Annotated in this window: 16 protein-coding genes; 4 read left to right on the forward strand and 12 right to left on the reverse strand. The window is 68.1% G+C overall.

Annotated features, from left to right (window positions below; genetic code table 11):
• Position 1: 1 nt before the first annotated feature.
• Complete coding sequence (locus tag INR38_RS23695) at positions 2-1,126, reverse strand: mandelate racemase/muconate lactonizing enzyme family protein (RefSeq protein ID WP_043823859.1); 1,125 nt, start codon at positions 1,124-1,126, stop codon at positions 2-4.
• A 106-nt stretch (positions 1,127-1,232) separates the two neighbouring features.
• Between INR38_RS23695 and INR38_RS23700 the strand changes: the two genes are divergently transcribed.
• The gene (locus INR38_RS23700; RefSeq protein WP_043823858.1) at positions 1,233-2,099 is read left to right on the forward strand and encodes a LysR family transcriptional regulator; all 867 of its coding nucleotides are present in this window, start codon (positions 1,233-1,235) and stop codon (positions 2,097-2,099) included.
• A gap of 37 nt (positions 2,100-2,136) precedes the next feature.
• On the opposite strand, the gene INR38_RS23705 is transcribed toward INR38_RS23700, so the two are convergent.
• Positions 2,137-3,276: a PA0069 family radical SAM protein gene (locus INR38_RS23705; protein WP_207443555.1), complete on the reverse strand. Its 1,140-nt coding sequence runs from the start codon at positions 3,274-3,276 to the stop codon at positions 2,137-2,139.
• 110 nt (positions 3,277-3,386) lie between these two features.
• On the opposite strand from INR38_RS23705, the gene INR38_RS23710 reads away from it, so the two are divergent.
• The gene (locus tag INR38_RS23710; RefSeq protein WP_052155399.1) at positions 3,387-3,824 is read left to right on the forward strand and encodes a GNAT family N-acetyltransferase; all 438 of its coding nucleotides are present in this window, start codon (positions 3,387-3,389) and stop codon (positions 3,822-3,824) included.
• Positions 3,825-4,053: 229 nt separating this feature from the next.
• The gene (rnk, locus tag INR38_RS23715; protein ID WP_013803451.1) at positions 4,054-4,458 is read left to right on the forward strand and encodes a nucleoside diphosphate kinase regulator; all 405 of its coding nucleotides are present in this window, start codon (positions 4,054-4,056) and stop codon (positions 4,456-4,458) included.
• A gap of 73 nt (positions 4,459-4,531) precedes the next feature.
• Here rnk and INR38_RS23720 read toward each other — a convergent pair whose 3' ends face one another.
• Positions 4,532-5,689 carry an acyltransferase family protein gene (locus INR38_RS23720; RefSeq protein ID WP_207443554.1) on the reverse strand — a complete coding sequence of 386 codons (1,158 nt, stop codon included), beginning with the start codon at positions 5,687-5,689 and terminating at the stop codon, positions 4,532-4,534.
• 161 nt (positions 5,690-5,850) lie between these two features.
• On the opposite strand from INR38_RS23720, the gene INR38_RS23725 reads away from it, so the two are divergent.
• A complete protein-coding gene (locus INR38_RS23725; protein WP_012204320.1) occupies positions 5,851-6,447 on the forward strand; it encodes a GbsR/MarR family transcriptional regulator in 597 nt (198 codons plus the stop codon).
• A 199-nt stretch (positions 6,448-6,646) separates the two neighbouring features.
• On the opposite strand, the gene cydX is transcribed toward INR38_RS23725, so the two are convergent.
• From cydX to INR38_RS23770, 9 genes are all read right to left on the reverse strand, one after another.
• Complete coding sequence (cydX, locus tag INR38_RS23730; RefSeq protein ID WP_012204319.1) at positions 6,647-6,772, reverse strand: cytochrome bd-I oxidase subunit CydX; 126 nt, start codon at positions 6,770-6,772, stop codon at positions 6,647-6,649.
• 49 nt (positions 6,773-6,821) lie between these two features.
• Entirely contained in the window at positions 6,822-7,973 is a 1,152-nt protein-coding gene (cydB, locus tag INR38_RS23735) for a cytochrome d ubiquinol oxidase subunit II (protein ID WP_207443553.1), read from the reverse strand.
• Positions 7,974-7,991: 18 nt separating this feature from the next.
• Entirely contained in the window at positions 7,992-9,578 is a 1,587-nt protein-coding gene (locus INR38_RS23740) for a cytochrome ubiquinol oxidase subunit I (protein ID WP_034391473.1), read from the reverse strand.
• A 42-nt stretch (positions 9,579-9,620) separates the two neighbouring features.
• Positions 9,621-11,306, reverse strand: a complete 1,686-nt coding sequence (locus tag INR38_RS23745; protein ID WP_207443552.1) for an ATP-binding cassette domain-containing protein — start codon at positions 11,304-11,306, stop codon at positions 9,621-9,623.
• A complete protein-coding gene (gene cydD, locus INR38_RS23750; protein ID WP_207443577.1) occupies positions 11,303-12,943 on the reverse strand; it encodes a thiol reductant ABC exporter subunit CydD in 1,641 nt (546 codons plus the stop codon). The genes INR38_RS23745 and cydD overlap by 4 nt, the downstream gene beginning before the upstream one ends.
• 291 nt (positions 12,944-13,234) lie before the next feature.
• On the reverse strand, positions 13,235-14,194 hold the full coding sequence (locus INR38_RS23755; protein ID WP_012204314.1) for a nitronate monooxygenase family protein: 960 nt from the start codon (positions 14,192-14,194) through the stop codon (positions 13,235-13,237).
• Positions 14,195-14,254: 60 nt separating this feature from the next.
• Entirely contained in the window at positions 14,255-16,045 is a 1,791-nt protein-coding gene (locus INR38_RS23760) for an acyl-CoA dehydrogenase (protein ID WP_013803457.1), read from the reverse strand.
• A gap of 97 nt (positions 16,046-16,142) precedes the next feature.
• Entirely contained in the window at positions 16,143-17,285 is a 1,143-nt protein-coding gene (locus INR38_RS23765; protein ID WP_013803458.1) for an ABC transporter substrate-binding protein, read from the reverse strand.
• Between the two features lie 154 nt (positions 17,286-17,439).
• Positions 17,440-17,830: FAD-binding protein (locus INR38_RS23770; protein ID WP_207443551.1), on the reverse strand; the 391-nt coding region annotated here is incomplete at its 5' end.

Here is a 17,830-nt window from a genome sequence, read left to right on the forward strand (position 1 = left end):
CTTACGCCACCGAGGTCCAGCGGCCGAACCGGGACACCTGCGCCTCGTCGAAATTGAAGCCGAGCCCCGGCGTCTGGTGCAGCACGACACGGCCCTTTTCCTGCGCCAGCTGGCGGTCCAGCAGGCGGCGGAAGTTCAGCACCTGGTCATCCCAGAAGAACTCGACATAGCGCGCATTGGGGGTCGCGGCCACCAGCGGCGCGTGCACATCGTGGAACCAGTGCGGACACATCTGCAGCCCATAGCCCGCCGCCATGGCGGCAATGCGCTTCCACTCGGTAATGCCCCCGCAGACTGCGGCGTCGGTCTGCAGGATGGATGCGGCGCCCATGTCGAGCAGATGCTTGTGGTACCAGCGGCCATAGCCGATTTCCGCGGTGGCCACGGGAATGCGGGTGAGCTTTGCCAGGCGGGCGTGGCTTTCGACATCGTCGGGGCTGAACGGCTCCTCGATGAAATAGGGGTCGTACGCCTCCATGCGGCGCAGGTACTGCATGGCCTGCACGGTGTCCACCCAGCCGTTGTTGCAGTCCAGCATGAGCTCCACGTCCGGGCCGATGGCTTCGCGCGCCGCCTTCACGCGCGACTCCTCGCCCTGGGGCGACCAGCGGCCGGTCTTCATCTTGACCGCCTTGAAACCCAGCTCGACATAGCCGGCCATCTCCTCGCCGACATGGCCGGCGGTCTTGCCGTCCACGTAGTAGCCGCCGCTGGCATAGGCCGGCACCGTGTCCAGCTCCACCGCGCCCAGGTACTTGTGCAAAGGCAACTGGGCGGTGCGGGCATTGAGGTCCCACAGCGCAATGTCGAGAGCGCTGAGTGCGCGCATCACGGTGCCCATGCGGCCTTGCAGCAGCGCCTCCTGGTACATCTCCTTCCACAGCCCTTCGACGGCCAGGGACTCGCGGCCCAGCAGCACAGGACCGAGCAGCTGCTCGACCGCGACACGGAACAGCTCGCCCGCCGCATTGCCGACATAGCAAAAGCCGATGCCTTCGACGCCGTCGCTGCTGCGGACCTTGACCAGTCCGTAGTGGCGGTCGACCACGGTGCGGTTCGACAGATAGGTGACCTTGTCCAGCGGCACGCGGGCAACGCAGACTTCAATGGATTCGATGAGGGGCATGAGCTCTCCTGACATGGTTTGGAAGCGGGAACGAGCGAACTTTGCGCTTCAGGAGATCTGCAACAAAGATGGTGTCCCATGGTTCAGATGACGCAAAATGCGTCGCATGGATTCGCGCTTTCTCCAGAGCTTCATTGCCGTCGTGGACTGCGGCTCGATGGCCGACGCCGCGCGCAGGCTGGACCTGCCGCCCACCACCGTGGCCCAGCAGATGCGTGCGCTGGAGGCCGACGTGGGCTGCGCACTGCTCACGCGGGTGGGCCGGACGGTACGGCCCACCGTCGTGGGCGCCCGGATCGTGGAGCATGCGCGGGAGGTGCTCAAATCCGTGGAGAACCTGAGGTCGGCCGCATCGGCCACCGAGCTTCCCGCAGGCCCATTGAGGCTGGGGGCAACGCCCACGGCGCTGATGGGCCTCGTGCCCCCGCTGCTGCGCCGGTGGATGAGCGCCCATCCGGCCGTGCGCGTCTACATCGAACCCGGCACTTCCTCACTGCTGCTGGACCAGGTGCAGGCCGGCCATCTGGATGCGGCCATCCTTGTGCACCCGGCCTTCGCCATGCCCAAGACCTGCGAATGGCGGCTGATGCGCAGCGAGGCGCTGATTCTTCTCGCGCCCCGGGACATGAAGGTGCGCGATCCGCTGCTCACGGCCGCACGCGAGCCCTTCATCCAGTACGACCGCAAGGTGGTGGCAGGAAAAATGGCGGATGAATACCTGCGGGGCCACGGCATCAAGCCAAAGGTCCGCTTCGAGCTGGACGGCATCGAGCAGATCGCACAGCTGGTTGCGGAAGGCTTCGGTGTCTCCATCCTGCCGGACTGGCCCGTGCTGGGACCGCCGGATGCCAGAACGCGCCGATGGCCGCTGCCCCCTCCGAGCCCGTCCCGCGAAGTGGGCATGGTGTGGCTGCGATCGTCGGTGCGCTCCCCGCTGGCAGCCGCCTTGTCCGAGCTGGTCGACTACCGCTAGCGGACCATGCCCTGGCCTGTGCCTGGCACGCAGGCTCTCAGAACAGGCTGCGCTGCGGCAGCAAAAGCGACGGGTGGTAGAGGCTGCAATCGAGCCGCAGCGGCTCGCGGTTGAACCCATGCCGACGGCAGGCCAGGGCAAAGCGCTGGCGCAGCAGCTCGGCCCAGTGGCCGGTACCTTTCATGCGCTGGCCGAACTCGGCGTTGTACACGCGGCCGGCCTCGCGCTGCTCGCCCTGGATGCCGTGCAGGTCGCGCACGCGCTCCATCACGCGGCGGGCGCGGTCGGGGTAGTGCACCTGCAGCCATTGCTCGAACAGCGGCGCCACTTCCCAGGGCAGGCGCAGCACGGCATAGAAGGCGTGGCGCGCGCCTGCGTCGGCGGCCGCCTCCAGCACCTTCTCCAGGTCTTCGTTGATGAAGGGAATCTGCGGTGCCAGGCTCACGCCCACGGGCACGCCCGCCTCGGTCAGCGCGCGGATGCTGCGCAGCCGGCGGTGCGGCGCGGCGGCGCGCGGCTCCAGGTGGCGTGCCAGGTCGGCATCCAGCGTGGTCAGCGTGATGTGCACCGAGGCCAGGCCCTGGCGCGCCAGCGGGGCCAGCAGGTCCAGGTCACGCTCCACCCCGCTGCCCTTGGTGACGATGGAAAACGGGTGGCGCGCCTCGGCCAGCACTTCGATCAGGCGGCGCGTCAGCCCCAGTTCGCGCTCCACGGGCTGGTAGCAGTCGGTGACCGAGCCCAGCATCACGGGCGCGGCCACATGGCTGGCGCGCGACAGCTCGGCGCGCAGCAGCTCGGGCAGGTTCTGCTTGGCGATGAGCCGGGTCTCGAAGTCCAGCCCCGGCGACCAGCCCAGGTAGCTGTGCGTGGGCCGGGCATAGCAATAGATGCAGCCGTGCTCGCACCCCCGGTAGGGATTGAGCCCCACGTGAAACGGCAGGTCGGGCGACTGGTGGCGGCTCAGCGCCGAGCGGGCCTGCTCCCAGCGCAGTTCGGTGCGCAGGGGCGCGGCTTCCTCGTCTTCGGCCGGCGCCTCAAGGCTGCCCCAACCGTCATCGAAGGCCTCGCGCGGGTCGGTGGTGAAACGGTGGGCCAGTTGGCTGGCTGCGCCCCGGCCCTTGATGGCGTGCAGGGGAATGAAGGCCGGCTCCGGAGAGAGGTCTGGGTTGGCGCGCATGGGGTTCGCTCCCGCAACGATGAATACTGTACAAACATACAGATCATAGCTGCGCAGCAGCCCGTTATCCAGAACGATGACAATGCCCCTGATCCATGCCATCCAGACCCATGCACCACATCCGCCCTGCCATCGACAGCGACTTCCCGTCCTTGCTGGCCTGCGATCCATATGCCCGCAGCCATGCTGAACGCCAGGCCTTTCTGCGGGAGAAAACGGCCGCTGGCGCGGTATTGCTGGCCGAGCGGGATGGCTCCGTGCCGGGTTTTGTCGTGCTGGAGCCCGGATTCTTCGGCCATGGGTTCATCTCCCTCATCGCCGTGGCAGATGCAGCGCGGCGCAGCGGCGTGGCGCTTGCACTGCTGGCGGCGGCCCGGCAGCGCTGCACCACGGACAAGCTCTTTACCTCGACCAATGCATCGAACCTGGCCGCGCAGGCGCTGTTCGCCCAGGCGGGCTTTGTGCCCAGCGGGCGCGTGGACAACCTGGACCCCGGCGACCCCGAGCTGATCTTTTTCAAGGCCCTGGGCAGCACGCGCGCGCAGTAGCGCTCGCAGCAGGCCGCGTCAAGCCCACGCCAATCCGCACCGCACCGTGCGGGTTCGCTTGGCAGAACCCACACGGGCCTGCACAATGGGTCTATCGCACCAACTTGGTGCTTTTCTCTTTTCTGAAGATGCCTTGGCCCGGACAACCGCGTTGCCCGGGCTTTTGTCCGTTTGGGCGCCGCTGCCCTTCACTGCAGCCACGGCGCAAGCACACAAGGGAGCCAACACCATGGAGCGCAAGCCCCACATCATTCTTTCGTCCCTGGACCTGGAGCGCATCGAGGCCCTGCTGGACAAGCAACCCGCCTTCCCCGGCCGCGACGCGCTCGAGGCCGAGCTGGACCGCGCCGACGTGCTCGAACCCAAGGAAATGCCGCCCAACGTGGTGACCATGAACTCCACCGTGCGCTTCACGCTGCTGGAGTCGGGCAAGTCCAATACGCTGACCCTGGTCTATCCCAAGGAGATGGATGGCAGCTCCGACAAGGTGTCGGTCTTCGCGCCCGTGGGCATTGCCCTGCTGGGCCTGAGCGTGGGCGACCAGTCGCGCATGGCCGGTCCCTCGGGCCAGGTCACCGTGCGCGTGGATGCCATCGAGTTCCAGCCGGAAAGCGCAGGCGAGCTGCACCGTTGAACGCCGACCGGCGTGAAGCGAAAAAGGCAGCCAACCGGCTGCCTTTGTTGTTTGTGGACTGACGCACGGCGCCTCAGCGCAGGCCTGCCAGAAACGCCGCGATCAGGCCGGTGCCCACCAGGCCCGCCTGCCAGCGCAGCGCCATGTGCCAGCTGGGAACGTGGCGCTCCACGCGCTCGTACAGCAGATGGCCGGCCGCAATCGACAGCACGAAGGCCGTGCACATGCCCAGCAGGGCGGCGGGAATGGAATGTGGCCAGAAATGGCTTTCCACGGCATTGACCAGCAGGCAGACCGAGAAGTGCACGAGAAACACCGAGTACGAAATCTTGCCCAGCCGACGCAGCGGCGCCCAGCCTTGTGCCTGCGCAAACGCGGGGCTGCGCATGGCCACGACCAGGGCCAGCGCCGTGGCACCGGCCAGCGCGATGCGGTCGCGCCACTCCAGTGCCAGTGCCGCCACGACCAGGGCCACGATCAGCAGGGACCAGCTCCAGGCCGTCGAGGACTTGTCCGCATGCGCGGCCCAGTAGGCCAGCATGCCCAGGCCGTAGGCGCCAAAGAAGTACGGCGCCCACACGTCCCATTGCGCATCCAGATTGAAGCCCAGCAGCGAAGCGGTCACGCCGATCACCACCAGCGCCTGCGCCACGCTCAGCGCCCAGGGCCAGCAGCGTGACAGGGCGTCGCCGCCAAAGCGGCGGCGCAGCAAGGCACCGCCCCAGCGCGTGCCAGCCAGCAGCAGCGCAGTCAGCGCAAACAGCTGGAAGTCGATGGACACATACCAGACGCCCGCAGACAGCGATTCCTCGCCCACGATGTTCTGCAGCAGCAGCGCATGCGCCACCAGTTGCCAGAGATCGGGCTCGCCGGAGACCGAGGCATGGTCGAACCAGGGCCGCACGGCCGCCGAGACCACGATGGCCACGACCAGGGCCACCGCATAGGGCACGACCAGACGCACGAAGCGGCGCCCGATGCGCGACCACGGATCGCTGTGCTGGCCGTGGCCTTGCGGCGCCATGCTGGCCGCAGCCAGGTAGCCGCCCAGCACCAGGAAGATCTGCACGGCCATGCGCGCATATTCATAGAGCCAGTCGATGAGGTCCGGCGCGGCCGGATGGGCGATATCGGACATGGGGCCGTAGAAGGCCAGGTGGTGCCAGATGATGGCGGCACAGGCCAGGCCCTTGGTGCAGTCGATCAGCGCACTGCGGCTAGCGTGGGACATGGGGCAATCTGTAGTCGGTACGGGGCGGGAAGGCGCAGGGCCCGGGCCGCCTGGCCGCAAGCCCGCAAAGGCGCCATTGTGCGCCTTTTGGGCGCGACTTGCAGAAAGCTGACACATCGCTTCCCAAGCCGCCCGGAGCGTGCCGCGCACGCGCAGGCACAATGCATGCCATGACGCAATCCAAACCTCTTCCGGCGTTGAACCGGCAGTTCGTCTCGCACTTCGGCGAGATGGGCAGCCGCTGGGGCATCAACCGCACGGTAGGCCAGATCTACGCACTGCTGTTTCTTTCGCCCGAGCCGCTCAATGCCGACCAGATCGCCGAGACGCTGGAGTTCTCGCGCTCCAACGTGAGCATGGGGCTCAAGGAATTGCAGGCCTGGCGCCTGGTGCAGTTGCGCCACCAGCCCGGCGACCGGCGCGAGTATTTCGAGGCGCCGCAGGATGTCTGGGAAATCTTCCGCCGCCTGGCCGAGGAACGCCGCCGCCGCGAGATCGAGCCCACCCAGTCCATGCTGCGCGCCGCCATGCTGGAGGAAGTCACCACCGAAGAGGAACGCTACGCCCAGCAGCGCATGCGCGACATGTACGAGCTGATCGACCGGCTCATGAACTGGTTCGACGACGTGCAGCGCCTGTCGCCCGAGACCGCCATGCAGCTCATGGGCATGGGCACGGCCGTGACGCGGCTGCTGGATCTGAAGGACCGCATCACGGGCGGCAAGGGCCGCGCCAAGGCGGATGACACCGACGATTGAACTTGGCAAGCCTGCGTACAAAAATGAGCTCCCGAGGGAGCTCATTGTGTTTACAGCAATGCTTCATTAGCGGTAAGCGCGTGCAAAAACTGGCGTAGCCCAAAGCGAGGGACACCGAGCAAGGGCCGCCCCCGCAGCGAGGGTGTCGTCCCCCTCCCGAAGAGAGAGGGGGAAGGCGCGAAGCGCCTCAGGGGGAGCTTTATTTCTCCCGGGCCAGGAGTTCGCGGCGCGTGGCCTCGTCGTCCATCAGTTCGTACCACATCGCGTTGAGCACCGCGAAGGCGGCCGCCAGCGGCAGGCCGAGCAACCAGGCGAAGTACCACATGGTGTTGTGTCCTTTCTTGACGTTGACTGTCGTTTCTTGATTCGGTGGATCAGTACGAGTGGCCTCGGCCCTCGATGATGGCCATCGGGTCGACCTTGCCGCGCAGCACGCTGTAGACCCAGCTGGTGTAGGCCACGATGAGGGGCACGAAGATCAGCGCGCACACCAGCATGATGAACAGCGTCACATGGCTGGACGAAGAGTCCCAGACCGTGAGGCTGTGCTGCGGGTTCAGCGACGAGGGCAGGATGAACGGGAACATGGACGCCCCCACGCTGGCGATGATGCCGGCAATGCCCAGGCCGCTGGACAGCAGGGCCAGCCACTCGCGGCGCAGCCACAGGCCCAGCGCCGCCAGCAGCGGCATCAGCAGGCCGATGGCCGGCACGGCCCAGAGCACGGGCCTGGCCTGGTAGTTGGCGAACCAGGCGCCCGCCTGCAGCGCAGCCGTCTTGAACAGCGGGTTGGACGGTCCGGTGGTGTTGATCTCGCTGGTGATGCGGTAGCCATTGAGCGCGGCCAGCCACACGCCAGCCGCCGCGAACAGCACCGTGGTGGCGACGGCAGCCACTATGCCGAAGCGGCGCGCGCGCGCGGCCACATCGCCCTCGGTCTTGAACACCAGCCAGGACGCACCATGCATGAGCAGCATGCACAGCGAGACCAGGCCGGCCAGCAGCGCAAACGGGTTGAGCAGGCCGAAGAACGTGCCCTCGTAGTAGATGCGCATGTCGGGCGCCAGGCGGAAGGGCACGCCCTGCAGCACATTGCCCAGTGCCACGCCGAAGATCAGCGCGGGCACCACGCCGGCCATGCACAGCACGGCATCCCAGCGCGCGCGCCAGGCCGGCTCCTCGCGCTTGCTGCGGAACTTGAAGGCCACGGGCCGCAGGATCAGCGCCACCAGGGCCGCGAACATGGCCAGGTAAAAGCCCGAGAACGAGACCGCGTACAGCTGCGGCCAGGCCGCAAAGATGGCGCCGCCGCCCAGGATGAGCCAGACCTGGTTGCCTTCCCAGACCGGGCCCAGCGAGTTGATGACGACGCGGCGCTCCACGTCGGTCCTGGCCGCCAGCGGCAGCAGCGCGGCAGCGCCCAGGTCAAAGCCATCGGTGACGGCAAAGGCGATGAGCAGCACGCCCAGCAGGCCCCACCACAGCAGGCGCAGGATGTCGTAGCTGATCAGTTCGTGAAGAATCATGGTGACAATCTCCCTTGGTCATTGCCCGCGGGCGAGTTTTTGCATCAGAGGGAAGTAGGTGGTCAGGTGCGGTGCGCTTTCCTCCTGCGGTCCCTTGCGGATGGCCTTCACCATGAGCTTCATCTCGATGACGAAGAGCACGGAGTAGATGGCGATGAAGCCTGCAATCGTCAGCAGCAGCGTGCCCGCGCCCAGGTTGGAGACGGCCAGCGCCGTGGGCAGCACGCCTTCGATGATCCAGGGCTGGCGGCCCACCTCGGCCACGATCCAGCCGCACTCGGCCGCGATCCAGGGCAGGGGAATGGCGATCACGGCCAGCTTGAGCATCCACGGATGGGCGTCCAGCCTGCGCCGCACCGACAGCCAGAAGAACGCGGCCGTGAGCGCGATGAAGAACATGCCCAGCCCCACCATGATGCGGAAGGCCCAGAACAGCGGCCCCACGGCCGGCACGGTGTCCCAGGCGGCCTGGGCGATCTGCGCGTCCGTGGCCTGGCGCGGGTCGTCCACGTAGCGCTTGAGCAGCAGCGCGTAGCCCAGTTGCCCGCCCTTGTCCTCGAAGACGGCCTTGGCCTCGGCCGGCACCTGGCCCGTGGGGCCGGCGGCGCGGATGGCCTCCAGTGCGCCATAGGCCTCGATGCCGTTGCGGATGTACTGCTCGGTGCGCTGGACCAGGTCGTTGATGCCGGGGATCTCGGTGGTCAGCGAGCGCGTGCCGATCAGGCCCATGACCCAGGGAATGTGCACGGCGTAGTGCGTCTCGCGTGCGGCCTTGTCGGGGAAGCCGAAGGCCGTGAAGGCGGCCGGTGCGGGCTCGGTGTCCCACATGGCCTCGATGGCGGCCAGCTTCATCTTCTGGTGCTCCGACGACAGGTAGCCGCTTTCATCGCCCAGCACCACCACCGACAGCGCGGCGGCCAGGCCGAACGAGGTGGCCACCGTCATGGAGCGGCGCGCCAGCTGGATGTGCCGGCCCTTGAGCAGATACCAGGCCGAGACGCCCAGCACGAAGATGGCCGCCGTCACGTAGCCGGCCGAGACCGTGTGCACGAACTTGGCCTGGGCCACGGGGTTGGTCAGCACCGCGAAGAAGTCGGTGACCTCCATGCGCATGGTCTGCGGGTTGAACGCCGCGCCCACGGGGTTTTGCATCCAGCCGTTGGCGATCAGAATCCACAGCGCCGAGAAGTTCGAGCCCAGGGCCACGCACCAGGTGGTCACCAGATGGCCGACCTTGCTCAGGCGGTCCCAGCCGAAGAAGAACAGGCCCACGAAGGTGGCCTCCAGGAAGAAGGCCATCAGCCCCTCGATGGCCAGCGGCGCGCCGAAGATGTCGCCCACGTAGTGGCTGTAGTAGCTCCAGTTCATGCCGAACTGGAACTCCATCACGATGCCCGTGGCCACGCCCATGGCGAAGTTGATGCCGAACAAAGTGCCCCAGAACTTCGTCATGTCGCGCCAGATGGTGCGGCCCGTCATCACGTAGACGGTCTCCATGATGGCGATGATCACGGCCAGGCCGATGGTCAGCGGCACGAACAGGAAGTGGTAGAGCGCCGTTACCGCGAACTGCAGCCGCGATAGATCGACGATGTCGAGGTCCATGGTGAGATCCTTTCTCTCGGGGGTACTTGGTGAAATCCTTGATCAGCCGTCCTGCCGCAGGCGCGCCAGGGCCGCCTCGAACGGCGGTGTGCCGCGCAGCGCCTCGGACACCACGCGGCCCTGCTCCACCCACAGCAGCCGGTCGGCCAGTTGCGCCTCCCGCAGCTTGTGGGTGGCCAGCACCAGGGTGCGGCCCCGGGCTGCACTGTCCAGCCGCACCAGCAGGTCGGCGGCCGTGCGTGCATCCAGGCCCTCGGTCACTTCGTCCAGCAGCCAGCAGCGCGCGGGGCTCAGCAGCAGCCGCGCCAGCGCCAGGCGCCGTGCCTGGCCGCCGGACAGGCCCAGCCCGCCCTCGCCCAGCCGCGTGTCCAGACCCTGCGCCATGGCGCGCACATCGCCGGCCAGCCCGGCGACTTCCAGCGCCGCCCACAGCGTGTCCTCGGCGGCCTCGGGGCAAGCCAGCAAAAGGTTGTCGCGCAGGCTGTCCTCGAACAGTTCGGTGCGCTGCGTCATCCAGGTGCAGCGCCGGGCACGCACGGCGCCGGCCAGCGGCTGGAGCTCGCCGGCCATCAGGGACAGCAGCGTGGTCTTGCCCGCGCCGCTGGCGCCCAGCAGGGCGACACGCTCGCCTTCGGCGATACGGATGTCCTGGACCAGCACGGCGGCACGGGGTGCCACGACCTGCTCAAGCTCAACCGCCAAGCCCTGCCTGGGCGCAGCCGGTTCGCAGGCGCCTTGCGCAGCGCCATCGCGCAGGGCGGGCGCCAGCCGGCGCGCGGCCAGCCAGCTGCGGCCGGCCTCCAGCGCGCCACGGCGCAACGCGGCAAAGGGCTCCATGGCCGTCAGCGCCAGCAGCAGGGCCAGCGCGGCCACGGGGGCACCCAGCAGGCCGGCCTCGGCCAGCCAGCCTACGCCCAGCAGCACACCGGCCAGGGCCAGGGCGCCGCACAGGCCTTGCACGAAAGAGGTTCGGGCCTCCAGGCCGTGGAGCTCGGCGTCGGCCTCGGCCACGCGGGCGTCCAGGGCGGCAATGCGTTCGCAATGCGCGGCCAGGGTGCCGGCCATGGCCAGCTCTGCCTGCCCGGCTACCAGGTCGGCCGTGCGGGCACGCAGGGACTCCAGCGCCAGCGCGCGGCGCACGGCGGGCCGGCGCGCACTGCGCGCCAGCCACAGGGCGCTGCCCAGGCCCGTGGCCAGCAGCCACGCAGCCAAGGCCATGCCCAGCCACCAGCGCATCAGGCCCAGCGCCAGGGCAGCCATCAGCGTGGCACCCGTGGCGGCCAGCAAGGGCACGAACAGGCGCAGGTACAGGCTGTCCAGCGCATCCACGTCGGCCGTCAGCCGCTGCAGCAGGCGTGCGGGCCGCAGGCGCAGGCTCAGGGCGGCGGCGGGCGTGGCCCAGCTGCGCAGCAGCCGCTCGCGCAGGGCGGCCAGCACGGCCAGGGTGGCGTCATGAGTGACCAGCCGTTCGGCATAGCGCGTGCCCGTGCGGCCCAGGGCCAGCAGGCGGATGCCGGCCGAAGGCATGAACACATCGAAAACGATGGCCGTGGCCGGCAGCAGCCCGGCCAGCGCCGTGACCGTGATGAACCAGCCCGACAGGCCCAGCAGCGCCATGCCCATGAGCACCGTGAGCAGGGCCAGCAGCGCGCCACCCAGCCACAGGCGCCGGGGCGCCATGCGCGCCAGGGCGGCAAGCACGGGCCAGAGGGTGGAGCGGGGCTTCATGCGGCCAGCTCCTGCGGGGCGGCATGGCCCGCCAGCTCCACCACGCGGTGCATGGCGGCGGCCAGTTCGGCATCGTGGGTGGCGACGATCAGCGTGCGCCCGCGTGCCAGCTGCAGCAGGGCATCGGTGACCTGGGCGGCCGTGGCCGGGTCCAGATGGGCCGTGGGTTCATCGACCAGCAGCAGGCCTGCATCGCGCGACAAGGCCAGGCGCGCCAGTGCCAGGCGCACGATCTCCCCGCCCGACAGGCCGGCTCCGCCCTCGCCCAGCGTGGCGCCGGGCCGGGTCTCGGCCAGCTTGCCCAGCCCGGCCAGCCGCAGGGCCTGGCGCAGTTCGCCGAAGGTGAATCCCGGGCGGCCCAGCCGGAGGTTTTCGGCCACCGAGCCCGCGAACACATGCGGGCTCTGCCCCATCCAGGCCATGCGCGCGCGCAGCCGGCCGGCCGATTCGCCGTCGAGCAGCTGGCCGTCGATATGGATGCGCCCAGGCTCGGCCACCGGCAGCAGGCCGGCAATCTGCGCCAGCAGCAGCGACTTGCCGCTGCCGCTGGGGCTCCACAGCGCCACATGCTCGCCAGGCCGCACGTCCACCGTGAGCGCCGGCAGCGTGACCGCGCCGCCTGGCGCCTGGGGCCGCACCTGCTCCAGGTGCAGGGCGCAGGCCTGGCCGGCCGCCCTGCCGGGTGCACTCAGCGCGCCGGGCAGCGGCTGCGCATCGCGGCCCAGCTCGCCCAGGGCCTGCAGTGCGGCCTCGCCGCTGGCGCGGTCGTGCCAGACGGCAGACAGCTCACGCAGGGGATCGAAGAAGCTGGGCGCCAGCAGCAGCACGAACAGCGCCTGGCCCAGGCTCAGTGTCTGGCCCCAGCTGCCAAAGGGCAGATGGCCCAGCAGGTGAAACCCCACATAGACGGCCACCATGGCCACGCCCAGGGCCGAGAACAGTTCCAGCACCGCAGAGGACAGAAAGGCGATGCGCAGCACGCGCATGCTGCGTTCGCGCAGGGATTCGGCATTGGAGCGCAGCCGCTGCGCCGTGGCATCCACCGCGCCCAGGGCGCGCATGGTGGACAGGCCGCGCAGCCGGTCGAGCAAGAAGGCGTTCATGCCGCCCAGCTCCACCATCTGCGCCTGGCTGGCCGCCTTGGCGCGCCAGCCGACGATGGCCATGAACAGCGGGATCAGCGGTGCGGCCACCACCAGGATCAGCGCCACCACCCAGCTCTGGCTGGCCACGGCCAGCGCAATCACCAGCGGCACGGTGCGCACGCGCCACATGGCGGTCTGGTAGCGCGACAGCCAGGGCACGATGGCCTCGGCCTGCTCGGCCATGGCGCTGGCCGCCTGGCCCGAGGCCGCGCGCTGGCGGTCCAGCGGCGAGGTGCCCGCCAGCGTGCGCAGCACCTGCATTCGCAGCGCACTCACCAGGCTGCGCGCCTGCAGATTGGCGCGGCGCGTGCCGCTGGCATCGCACCAGGCGCGCAATCCGCCCAGCAGTGCCACGCCGGCCGCAAGCTGCCACAGTGGCCACAGTGGCTCCCTGCCCGCGCCATCGGCCATGGACTGCACGGCCAGCGCCAGCAGCGCCGCCTGGGGCAGCCACAGCAGCGAGGCCAGCACCAGGCGCCCCGTACCCGCCATCGGACGACGCGCCAGCTGGTGGAACTCAGGCAATGACGGGGTACAAGGTTTGTTCATTTATTCTGTAATTTCAGTATTTACTGAAATTACGCAAAGAATTCTAAACAAACTTGCTCCAGGCAAGTCGCTCGTAGGGGGAAGCCGAGTGAAGCAGTCAAGCGTGCGCAAGGGGTTTTGCGCAAACAACTTCGAGAACCGGACCCGCACAGCGTGGGTAATACCCAAAGAAAACGGCGCCCGAAGGCGCCGTCTGGCAGGGTAGGAGAAGAGCCCGTCCTGGGCTCCCCGACCTTACGGGGTGGACAGCAGGCGGTCGCGCGCCTGGTTGTATTCGCGCTTGAGACGCTCGACCAGCTCGCCCGCACCCGTGACTTCGCGGATGGCGCCAATGCCCTGGCCGCAGCCCCAGATGTCCTTCCAGGCCTTCTTGGCGTCGCCGCCGAAGTTCATCTTGCTGGGGTCCGACTCGGGCAGGTTGTCGGGGTCCAGACCTGCCGCACGGATGGACGGCGCCAGGTAGTTGCCGTGCACGCCCGTGAACAGGTTGCTGTAGACGATGTCGTCGGAGGTGCCGTCCACGATGGCCTGCTTGTAGGCGTCGTGCGCACGCGCCTCATGCGTGGCGATGAAGGCCGAGCCGATATAGGCGAAGTCCGCTCCCATGGCCTGGGCCGCCAGGATGGCACCGCCCGAGGCGATGGAGCCCGACAGCGCCACGGGGCCGTCGAACCATTCGCGGATTTCCTGGATCAGCGCGAACGGGCTCTTGACACCCGCATGGCCGCCGGCGCCCGCCGCCACGGCGATCAGGCCGTCGGCCCCCTTTTCGATGGCCTTGTGCGCGAACTTGTTGTTGATGATGTCGTGCAGCACCACGCCGCCCCAGCTGTGCACGGCCTGGTTCACGTCCTCGCGCGCACCCAGGCTGGTGATGACGATGGGCACCTTGTACTTGGCGCACATCTGCATGTCGTGCTCGAGCCGGTCATTGCTCTTGTGCACGATCTGGTTGATGGCGAACGGCGCCGAGGGCCGGTCCGGATGGGCCTTGTCCCAGGCGGCCAGGGTCTCGGTGATCTCGGCCAGCCAGTCTTCGAGCTGCTCGGCCGGGCGCGCGTTGAGCGCGGGCATGGAACCCACGATGCCGGCCTGGCACTGGGCGATCACGAGCTTGGGGTTGCTGATGATGAACAGCGGTGAGCCGATCACTGGCAGGGCCAGTTTCTTCAGCGCCGGGGGAAGCTTGGACATGCGTTGTCTCCGTTGGTTCTCGGTGTCTTTGTCTGCGTTGTGCCGTGCGCAAGCGCCGGGTCAGAAGGCGTCCATGGGCAGTGCCATCACGCTGTCGCCGCCGTGCACGATGGCATCGCGCAGGCCCGCCGCCTTGACGAGGATGTGCTCGGCATAAAAGCGCGCCGTCGCAATCTTCGCGCGCATGAAGGCCTCGTCCTGTCCCTTGTGCAACAGCTGCTCGGCCACCAGCAGGGCGCGGCCCATCTGCCAGCCTGCGACGAGGTTGCCCGCCAGCATCAGGTAGGGAACGCTGCCGGCGTACACGGCATTGGGCTCGGCCTTGGCCTGGCCCGAGACGAAGTGCACCGCCTCCACGAAGGCCTGGCGCGCAGCGGCCAGCTGGCGGGCCACGGCCAGTGCCTCGGGCGTGCCGCTGGCGGCCAGCTCGGCCTCGGTCTTCTCGATCTGGCCGGCAATGGCCAGCGCGGTCTGGCCGCCATCGCGCGCCGTCTTGCGGCCCACCAGGTCATTGGCCTGGATGGCGGTCGTGCCTTCGTAGATGGTCAGGATCTTGGCGTCGCGGTAGTACTGGGCGGCGCCCGTCTCCTCGATGAAGCCCATGCCGCCGTGCACCTGCACGCCCAGGCTGGTGACTTCCAGGCTCATCTCGGTGCTGTAGCCCTTGACCAGGGGCACCATGAATTCATAGAAGGCCGCATTGGCCTCGCGCACCTGGGCGTCGGCATGGTGATGGGATGCGTCGTAGGCCGCGGCGGCCGTGGCCGCCATGGCGCGGCAGCCCTCGGTGTAGGCACGCATGGTCATGAGCATGCGGCGCACATCGGGGTGGTGGATGATGGTGGCGCTGGCCTTGACGCTGCCGTCCACGGGGCGGCTTTGCACGCGCTCGCGGGCATAGGCCACGGCGTGCTGGTAGGCGCGCTCGGCCACGGCAATGCCCTGCACGCCCACGGCGTAGCGGGCCGCGTTCATCATGATGAACATGTATTCGAGGCCGCGGTTTTCCTCGCCCACCAGGTAACCGATGGCCCCGCCGTTGTCGCCGTACTGCAGCACGGCCGTGGGCGAGGCCTTGATGCCCATCTTGTGCTCGATGCTCACGCAGTGCACATCGTTGCGCGCGCCCAGCGAGCCATCCTTGTTGACCAGGAACTTGGGCACCACGAACAGGCTGATGCCCTTGACACCCTCGGGCGCCCCGGCCACGCGGGCCAGCACCAGATGGACGATGTTCTCGGCCATGTCGTGCTCGCCATAGGTGATGAAGATCTTGGTGCCGAAGACCTTGTAGCTGCCATCGGGCTGCGGATCGGCCTTGGTGCGCACCAGGGCCAGGTCGGAGCCGGCCTGGGGCTCGGTCAGGTTCATGGTGCCGGTCCACTCGCCGGTCACCAGCTTTTCGAGATAGGTGGCCTTGAGCTCATCGCTGCCCGCCGTCAGCAGGGCCTCGATGGCGCCGTCGGTCAGCAGCGGGCACAGCGCAAAGCTCAGGTTGGCGCTGTTGAGCATTTCCACACAGGCCGCGCCAATCGTCTTGGGCAGGCCCTGGCCGCCAAAATCCTGCGGATGCTGCAGCCCCTGCCAGCCGCCTTCGGCGTACTGGCGAAAGGCCTGCTTGAAGCCCGCCGTGGTGGTGACCACGCCGTCCTTGAGGCTGGAAGGCGCCACGTCGCCCGGCAGGTTCAGCGGTGCCACCACGCCTTCGCACAGCTTGGCGCATTCCTCCAGCACGGCCTGGGCCGTCTCCAGGCCAGCCTCCTCGAAACCGGGCAACTGCGCCACCTGGTCGATCTGCGCCAGATGCTCCATGGCGAACAGCATGTCTTTGAGGGGAGCCGAGTAAGTCATTGTTGAACCTTCCTGAACAGAGCCTGGACCGCCGGCGCGCAGCGCGCGGCGACCTGGGACAGCGGGCACGCCGCCACGGCACTACTGCATTGCAGCGTTATTGCGTGACGCGGCCCGATGCGTTGACGATGGACAAATCCACGAATTTCGAGCCCGCCTGCGAGCCCGGACGATAGGTAACCCAGTAGCCGCCCAGATCGAAGGCGTCCAGGCCGCGCAGCGAAGCGGCCAGCTTGTCGCGCGTCAGCGGCTGGGTGCGGCGCATGGCCTCCACGATGACGCGGGCGTTCACATAGCCTTCCATCATGGCGTAGCTGACCGGCACGGTCAGCGACTTGCCGGCAGCGGTGGCCGCGTCCCTGAACTCCTTGTTCAGGCGCATGGTCACCTTGTAGGGACTGGGCACGACCTGGGCAATGGACAGGCCGCTCATGAACTCCACGGGCAGGCGCTTGGCCAGTTGCTCGATATCGGCTTCGGACGTCGCGTAGATCTGGGCCGTGCCACCCGCCATGCGGTACGCCTCGACGAAGGCCGAGGTCACGGGGCTGGAGGCCACCACCATCACGGCCTGCGCCGAAGGCTGGGCCTTTTGCAACTGGGAAACGGCCTTGTCCATGGCACCCTTGCCCGTGCTCAGCGAGGCGCTGACCACCAGCTTGGCCTTGGAAGGCGCAATCGCCTTGTCCACGAGTTCCGCCACGGCCTTGGCATCCGGGCGTTCGTCATGCAGCAGGGCCAGGCGCGTGATGCCCACGGTGGCCAGGTGCGAGGCGATCTTGGCCATTTCCTCGGGCAGGTTGGCGCGCGTGCTGAAGATCTGGGGATTGCTCAGCACCCGCGTGTCCGTGCTCTGGTAGCCCACGAGGGAGATCTGCGACTGGTCGAGCAGCTTGCTGTCCAGCAGCGCCGCCATGTTGCGGTTGCCGAAGTAGCCGGCCAGCACCACGGGCTTGGACTCGTCCAGCAGCTTGCGGGTCTTGTCCACGGTTTCCTCGGGATGGCCCACATCGTCCACGGTGACCAGTTGCACGGGCTGGCCCTGCACGCCGCCGGCCTTGTTGATCTGGTCGAAGTACAGGCGCATGCCCTGGGCATAGGCACGGCCCTGCGTCGCACCGGCTCCCGACATGGGTGCCACCTGCCCCACCACCCAGGCATTGGCCTCGGCGGCCAGCGCCATGGCGCCACAGACAAAGGCCACGGCCGTGCGGGCCAGGCGCAAGCGCATCATCTTCATTTCAATCTCCCTCTCGGTTCATGCCATCGCCAGCACCGGCTGGCGGCCAAGTCCGTTGTTGTAGTCGGTGGTGCGCGCCCTGACCAGCGGACCATCCCGGAATCCATGACGGAAAAAGAGGGGCCTGTGCCCCTCATTTTTCAGCTTCAGCCGCTTACAGCGCCTGCACCAGTTCCGGCACGGCCTGGAACAGGTCGGCCTCCAGGCCGTAGTCGGCCACCGAGAAGATCGGTGCCTCAGGGTCCTTGTTGATCGCCACGATCACCTTGGAGTCCTTCATGCCGGCCAAATGCTGGATGGCGCCCGAGATGCCCAGGGCGATGTACAGCTGCGGCGCCACGATCTTGCCGGTCTGGCCGACCTGCAGGTCATTGGGCGCATAGCCTGCGTCCACCGCTGCGCGCGAAGCGCCGATGGCGGCGCCCAGCTTGTCGGCCAGGGGTGTGATGACTTCCTGGAACTTCTCGCTGCTGCCCAGCGCGCGGCCGCCGGAGACGATGATCTTGGCGGCCGTCAGTTCCGGGCGGTCGTTCTTGGTGACCTCG

Origin of the sequence: Delftia sp. SD018 (assembly GCF_017355445.1) — a bacterium.
In the GTDB taxonomy this organism is placed as follows: domain Bacteria; phylum Pseudomonadota; class Gammaproteobacteria; order Burkholderiales; family Burkholderiaceae_C; genus Comamonas; species Comamonas acidovorans.